6 protein-coding genes are annotated in these 6,745 nt (G+C 48.7%); 2 read left to right on the forward strand and 4 right to left on the reverse strand.

Annotated elements, in window-relative coordinates; translation table 11 throughout:
- Positions 1-336: 336 nt before the first annotated feature.
- Together HW443_RS08395 and HW443_RS08400 are read right to left on the reverse strand one after the other, a co-directional pair.
- Positions 337-900 (reverse strand): hypothetical protein, encoded by a 564-nt coding sequence (locus HW443_RS08395; RefSeq protein WP_176226853.1) that lies wholly within the window; start codon positions 898-900, stop codon positions 337-339.
- Between the two features lie 284 nt (positions 901-1,184).
- Positions 1,185-1,562, reverse strand: a complete 378-nt coding sequence (locus HW443_RS08400; RefSeq protein WP_176230883.1) for a helix-turn-helix domain-containing protein — start codon at positions 1,560-1,562, stop codon at positions 1,185-1,187.
- A 183-nt stretch (positions 1,563-1,745) separates the two neighbouring features.
- On the opposite strand from HW443_RS08400, the gene HW443_RS08405 reads away from it, so the two are divergent.
- Together HW443_RS08405 and HW443_RS08410 are read left to right on the forward strand one after the other, a co-directional pair.
- On the forward strand, positions 1,746-2,888 hold the full coding sequence (locus HW443_RS08405) for an RNA-guided endonuclease InsQ/TnpB family protein (protein WP_176238060.1): 1,143 nt from the start codon (positions 1,746-1,748) through the stop codon (positions 2,886-2,888).
- Between the two features lie 174 nt (positions 2,889-3,062).
- On the forward strand, positions 3,063-5,222 hold the full coding sequence (locus tag HW443_RS08410) for an FAD:protein FMN transferase (RefSeq protein WP_176230881.1): 2,160 nt from the start codon (positions 3,063-3,065) through the stop codon (positions 5,220-5,222).
- Here the strand turns inward: HW443_RS08410 and HW443_RS08415 are convergent.
- Positions 5,209-6,003 (reverse strand): RnfABCDGE type electron transport complex subunit B, encoded by a 795-nt coding sequence (locus tag HW443_RS08415; protein WP_176236189.1) that lies wholly within the window; start codon positions 6,001-6,003, stop codon positions 5,209-5,211. The two genes, HW443_RS08410 and HW443_RS08415, sit on opposite strands and share 14 nt — an antisense overlap.
- Positions 6,000-6,581, reverse strand: a complete 582-nt coding sequence (locus HW443_RS08420; RefSeq protein ID WP_176226764.1) for an electron transport complex protein RnfA — start codon at positions 6,579-6,581, stop codon at positions 6,000-6,002. The genes HW443_RS08415 and HW443_RS08420 overlap by 4 nt, the downstream gene beginning before the upstream one ends.
- Positions 6,582-6,745 lie beyond the last annotated feature (164 nt).

Here is a 6,745-nt window from a genome sequence, read left to right on the forward strand (position 1 = left end):
GGAAAACGAGCGTAAAATTGGCTCTTCTCAGGGGGATTCTGCGGAACTTGGGTTAATGATGATCGGCTTGCGACCGGTGTTAGTTACCTTCCACGCGAGATATACCGTCTGATCTTGCGGCCCTGGCCCCTCCTCAATAATGTTTGCCAAGTAAGTATCCACGCGTAGGCGCCCCCGGTTAGTGAAGTCCCGGTACATCTGCCAACCAATTGATACGCTCGAAAGTACCGTACCCCAGATTGCTAGAATCGTAATAACCATACCGCTCGTTTCCATAGTGCTTGGCCTCCTTGAATGTTGGGCGCTGTTTTGCTTCTGGGGTACAAGTTTTTGTTTCTAAGTTTCATAGTGTCTAACTGCTGAAATAGTTCCTTCGACTATGGTATGTAAGTATTCAATAGCCTTCTGAGCATCATCGTGAGCACTTTCTCCGAGAGCATGAGTATATCTATTTCTGAGTTCAGCAAGTTTTTGAAATGGCATTCTTAGCTTTTGGTCTATAACGCCCGATTTTACTAACAACTCTCTGACATCGTTCATTTCGATTCGATCTAGGACAAATGCTTGCTCATCAGAAGGAGAAGTCCATTCATCTCTGCTTCTCAACAAGATAGTGTTTCTTAGCAGTTCTTTAGCTATTCTCTCGGCCGTTGCCCCACACATTGCAACACAGGAATAAAAATACCCCTCCACAAACAATGCCCGTGCTTCTGAAAGAAGCTCCCAATACTTACCCATTTCCACGATAATGGCAGGGAGTAACTTGTATCTTTCGATCATTTGGGGAAGTTGTTGCTCCAGCTTCTTGCGGAAAATTTTCTTGACATCCTTCTCTCCCTCCTTCCCCATCTTGAGTAAATCTGGGATGCTGTCCAGTCCCCAAAAAGTTTGTTCCTCCATTTGTGCCTCCTTCTCTAATCTTGAGCAAATTTGGGGTGGTGTCTAGGCCTACTCGTAGACCTGCTAGAATGGCAGATTGTTTGGGCAACCTTTCCTCTTTTTTGCGGATGCTTTCATTATAAGGCGGGAGGAAGAAAGTTCAAACAGGCGGACGTTTATTGGCTGGGTAGGGTGGTCGAGTTTACGTAACTCTATATTATTGGAAAAGAGGCTCTCAGGCTAAATCAGCTTCCAGATAGAAAGAATTTCGTCGTGTGCCTGAAATTCTACGGAGTGAAGGAGGTTCATTCTTCTTGTAAGTCACGTTTTTCCTGTCTCGCCCTTCTTTCCTTTCTGATCTCCTCCACTATTTGCTCAATGGCCTTGATAGTCCCCTCCGGAATATCAGTGACATCAATGTAGCGCTCAGCAACCTTGGGGACAAAGGTAGGGAGCTCTTGTTCAATTTTTAGATAACCTGCCTGCCTCATAAGCTCGTTATATTCCACTCTTAAGGGGCGGGCTAATTTCTCTAGAATTTTTGGAGAGGGAACTCCCCTAACTCCTCTTTCTACTTCAGAGATATAAGCTGCAGAAACACCTGCTAGCCGTCCAAGTTGCCTCTGTGATAGATTTCTTCTTTGTCTAAGACCTCTAAGGTATTGTCCAAAACCCGGTGGCATAAACAAATGTTAGCACTACCATAGAAAAATCACGCAAGGGGACTGACGACTTTAGTCGTCAGGGGAATTGTAGCCTCCTTTCTTTAAATATTTGTCTTGACGGTTTACCAGGCAATATGATATATTTATGTATATGAGGAATGGTAGATATGAACTTTCTGTTGGCTATGTTTATAACATTAGATGATAAAAGTTTTCAAATACAGGCTTTATCCAACCAAAAAACAGGCTGGCTTTCTGGTCTTTCAACTTGAGGGACACCGATATCTTTACAATCAAGCTCTTGCTCAGAGAAAAGAGCTTTACCAACAGACTGGTAAAGGCATTGGCTATTCTCTTCAGGCCACAGCTCTGCTTCCCAAATTGAGGAAAGAGAATGAACAGCTTGCCTTTTGCAACTATAGTTCTCTCCAACAAACCCTGAGGCGGCTGGATAAGGCCTTTAAAGCCTTCTTTGCTAGAATAAAATCTGGAGAAAAAGCAGGACCACCTCGTTTCAAATCTGCGGAGAGGTTTAACACAATCTCCTATGCTACCCCCGGTGACGGCTGCCAGATCAAAGAAAACAGACTCTACCTTCAGAACGTCGGTTGTATAAAGGTCAAATGGCACAGATCTATTAAAGGGAAGGTGAAAACCCTCTCTATCACCCGAAGGAATGGGAAGTGGTATGTCTCCTTTGCCGTGGAGTGCGACCCCGAACCTCTTCCCAAGATCGGCAAAGAGGTCGGCATAGACCTGGGACTGAAAGCCTTTGTTGCCACGAGTGACGGGCAACAAATTGAGGCGCCTAAATACTTGAGAAAATCTGAGAAGAAGCTGGTCAAGGCTCAGAAGAGGTTGTCTCGCAGGCAGAAGGGCTCCAGCCGCAGGAGAAAAGCGGGAGTGCTTCTGGCCAAGAAGCATGAGGAAGTGGCCAACCAACGTCTCGACTTCTGCCACAAAGTCGCCTACTGCCTGGTGAAAGCTTACGACGGTTTCGCGGTGGAGACACTTAAGGTCAAGGCGATGGTTCAGAATAAATACCTTTCCAAAAGCATCTCCGACGCCTCCTGGGGGATGTTCCTTCTTATACTCAAAGGTAAGGCTGAAAGTGCTGGCCGGTGGTATAGGGAAGTGCCCTCCAACGGAACGTCCCAGAGATGCTCGGGCTGCGGAGAAATCGTTAAGAAGTCTCTTGCTGTTAGAACTCATAACTGTCCTCATTGTGGGCTTGTTTTGGACAGAGACCAAAACGCAGCCCTGAATATTCTAAAGCGGGCCTGGACGGGGCCCTCGGCTTTGGCCTCGAAGTTTGAGGTGTCACCGAGAAGCTGTCGCCTTTAGGCGACAGAGTCGTCACAGTTGTACCCTTAGTCATCCCTTAAGCTATACTGATCTGACGAGATAACAACAATAGCTATATAATAGCCATGATGTAGTGAAAGAAACTGCAAGACAGCTTGGAACTATGGGAGCACTCACATAAAGAGATCACCGAATCATAATTTTGACAGCATTATGGCCATCCTGAGAAACTACCGCGGTCTTTTGCGGGTGGCTGGGGGACAGGTTGGTGCCGCAACATCGGGAGCGGCTTTCTGGTTAGTTATGGCCTGGATCCTGCACCCGGTGGCCTACGGCCACCTGAGCTGGTTGATTTCGATAGCTATGCTCATCTCAGCATTCACCGTACTCGGGTGGGGAAAAACCATAGCCACCTACTACCCGAAGGAAGGTAGAAATGAGCTTTTGAGTGGCTCGGTGATCATAGTTCTTGCAGCAAGTCTTTTGGCGGGGGCGGTAACATCTCTGGTTCTTGATCCCGCAGTTGGTCTCCTGGTCATCGGACTCTCCCTTTTTTCGCTGGCTGTTTACTCTGATCTGGGTGAACAGAACTACGCCAGGTACATGTGGATGTGGATAGGAGTGCGACTCGCTTCTTTCATACTTGCCGTAGCAATCTATTTATGGTGGGGAATGGTGAGTGGAATTGTGGCTGGGTTAGCCATAGCCTACCTCACCTTTGGAAGCAGGATTCTAAAGCACTTTTGTATCAATCCTGGTATGAGGGAAGTACGAGGAAAAATGGGATTTGCCCTTACTACGTTGGGTGCCGATGTTAGTACCGGCGCGGTCAATCTGTTGGATAAGGTTTTGATAGGCCTATACTTTGGCATGGCTATGTTGGGATTCTACCAACTCGCCTATCGCATTTTCCTCGCTCTGACCATTCTTCCCAAGATCCTGCTTTTTTATCTGCTACCGGAGAAATCGGCTGGAAGGAGAACCACAGGAATTGAAATACTCGGAATTCTTATTTCGGTTGGGTTAGCCGGGCTCACTTTTATCCTGGCGCCATTGGTGATCCCTCAGCTTTTCCCAGACTTTACGGAAAGCATTGGGGCGATTCAAATCATGGGATTGGCGGCCATCCCGGCCACTATCGCTGGAATAAAAACCTCAGAACTCTACTCCCGCGAAAGAGCGAGAGTGGTGCTGGGTTCACATCTGGTTGCACTTGGGGTGGGCGTTGCAGGAATCATGTCTCTCGGCAAATCCTTTGGACTCCTGGGGCTGGCAGTCAGTATGCTCATCCTCCAAATCACCCTCGCCGCATCGCTAACTTTCTCCCCCAGGCTTTTTAGCAGAGGCGCTGTTGCAAACAAAATGGTGGTGGGCCTGGCGTCGATGACTCTCGCAGCAGTTTTGCTGCTAAGTTACCTCAATATTCAGCCACTGCAAATAGAAATTGTGGGGAATAAGGTTAGGGGCACAGGAACAGCCATGGGTACTTTTGTTGCCATCACAGTCGTTCATGAAAAGACCGAAGATGCAGAAGCGGCGATAGCCGAAGCATTCGAGGAAATAAAAAGGATAGAAAGGTTAATGTCCGTGCAAGATGAAACCAGCGAGATCTACGCTCTGAATCACAGCGGAACCGACTGGGTAGAATTGTCTCCCGAAGTCCTACATGTATTGACGAGAGCCCAATATTACTCCAGCCTGAGCGGAGGTGCCTTCGACATAACAGTTCAACCCCTTATGGATCTGTGGATGGAAAAGACAAAAGAGCGGGGCAAGATACCCATGCCGGATGAGCTAAGTGAAGCACTGGAACTTGTGGGGTGGAATAACTTGATTGTGGATGGGGATCATAGTAGAGCCAGGTTCGTCCAGTACGGAATGGAGGTCACCCTGGGAGGGATCGCCAAGGGATATGCCCTAGATCGAGCTGTTGAGGTGCTCATGGAAAGCGGAATAGAGAGTGCACTGGTCGAAATAGGAGGCGACCTTAGAGCATTTGGGAGTAAGAAATGGCGAATTGCTTTACAGCATCCCAGGGAAAGGGGCGAGTGGCTTGGGGTGATAGAACTCGAAGATGGCGCCATCGTGACCTCTGGTGATTATGCAAGATATTTTTTTCTGGGAAGGAGACGGGTCCATCACCTCATGGATCCCAGGACGGGGTATCCCGCAGATAAGTCCATCAGCGTCACCATTATAACGAATAAGGGCATCGATGCCGACGCCCTGAGCACAGCAGTTTTTGTAATGGGGCCCGAAGAGGGAGAAAAACTCCTATCTTCGCCAGGAATCAAGGGACTAATTGTTGCTCCCGACGGAGAGGTGATTAAATCAGAGAGCTGGAATTTCCCGCTGGTCTCTAGCCGACCTTGAGGGTTACTCCTTTTTTGCTAAGGATTACTCTTCTTGGACATACTTCTACGCAAGCACCGCACCCATCGCAGATATCGTGGTCAATGATGGGAAGGTTATTTTCGATCTTAATGGCCTCAAGCGGACATGCTTTCACGCACCGCCTGCATACGGTGCATCCATTGGTGCAGATCTTGGCTTTTACCTTGGCTATCTCCGGCGAATTGCAGGCCAGGAAAACTTTGGCATCCTGGTCCTCAAGTTTGATCACATCTCTGGGACAGGCCATAACGCATAGCCCACACCCGGTACACTTTTCCTCGTCGATGATGACCGACCCCTTTTCTACCTTGATGGCGTCAAACGGGCATGCTACCTGGCAATCCCCAAGCCCCAGACACGCATACCTGCACTGAAGAAACCCCCCCATCTGACTGTTCGCTGCGGCACAAGTTTTCACACCCTGGTACTTAAAGGCGAGCTTCGAGCCTCCGTTACAGGCGACCCTGGCCACCTTTGGTTTTGTCTCTTCCAGCTCAATGCCGAGCAATCTTCCTATCTCTTTTCTGGATTCCGAAGTAGACTGGTTGCACCTCTGGGCCAAAGATGGGTCCTTCACCACTGCCAACGCAAAACTCTCGCAGCCGGCAAACCCGCACGCACCACAGTTGGAGCCAGGGAGCAAATCATGAATCTTAGCCACTCTTTCGTCCACCTGTACGGCCAATTTCCTGGAAGCGAAAGCCAGCCCCAGACCAAATATAGAGCCGAGCAATACCAAAAGGAGAATTTCTACCATCATAACCTCATTCCACTAAATGCCTGAAACGCCAGAGCCAGGAGGGCGGCTGTAACGAAGGCAATAGGCAGTCCTTGAAAGGCCCTGGGCAGATCAGCCAACTCCAGACGCTCCCTTATGGCTGCCATGAGAAACAGAACCAACATAAATCCAATTCCGGTTGCCATGCCGTTCACCGTAGCAGGCAGCAAAGGATATCCCTCTACGTCAGTGTTAATTAGAGCAACACCGAGTACGGCGCAGTTGGTGGTAATAAGGGGCAGATAGATGCCGAGGGCGCGATAAAGAGCCTCACTCAATTTCCTTATGAGCATTTCCACAAACTGAACAAAGGCCGCGATGACCAGGATGAACACCACGATCCGCATGTATTGGATACCCAGAGGGATGAGGATATACAGATATATCAGCGAGGTAAGAATGGAAGAAGAAGTCATTACAAACAGAACTGCCAGTCCCATAGCCAGAGCGTTGCCCCTCTTAGTCGAAACCCCGAAAAACGGGCACAGACCCAGGAATCTGGTCAGCACTATGTTCTGTATTAGAATTGCTCCCACCGCTATACTGAGCAAATCTCCCACTCTTCATCACCCCCTGGTGTTTCAGGATGGGCAGGGCAGATCAATGACATCCTCGCTCCCCTGCGCCAGAGAAATCAATAATGCGGGTCTGTTTCAGAATAGCCAGGATTACGCCAATGGTGATAAATGCACCTGGCGGCAGAATCATCATTATTGCCGGGGAT

The sequence above is a fragment of the Candidatus Hakubella thermalkaliphila genome (assembly GCF_013281975.1).
Lineage (GTDB): Bacteria > Actinomycetota > Humimicrobiia > Hakubellales > Hakubellaceae > Hakubella > Hakubella thermalkaliphila.

Coding starts and splice junctions, on each gene's coding strand:
- HW443_RS08395 (WP_176226853.1), bottom strand. CDS start 900: ATGGAGGAACAAACTTTTTGGGGACTGGACAGCATCCCAGATTTACTC.
- HW443_RS08400 (WP_176230883.1), bottom strand. CDS start 1,562: ATGCCACCGGGTTTTGGACAATACCTTAGAGGTCTTAGACAAAGAAGA.
- HW443_RS08405 (WP_176238060.1), top strand. CDS start 1,746: ATGATAAAAGTTTTCAAATACAGGCTTTATCCAACCAAAAAACAGGCT.
- HW443_RS08410 (WP_176230881.1), top strand. CDS start 3,063: ATGGCCATCCTGAGAAACTACCGCGGTCTTTTGCGGGTGGCTGGGGGA.
- HW443_RS08415 (WP_176236189.1), bottom strand. CDS start 6,003: ATGATGGTAGAAATTCTCCTTTTGGTATTGCTCGGCTCTATATTTGGT.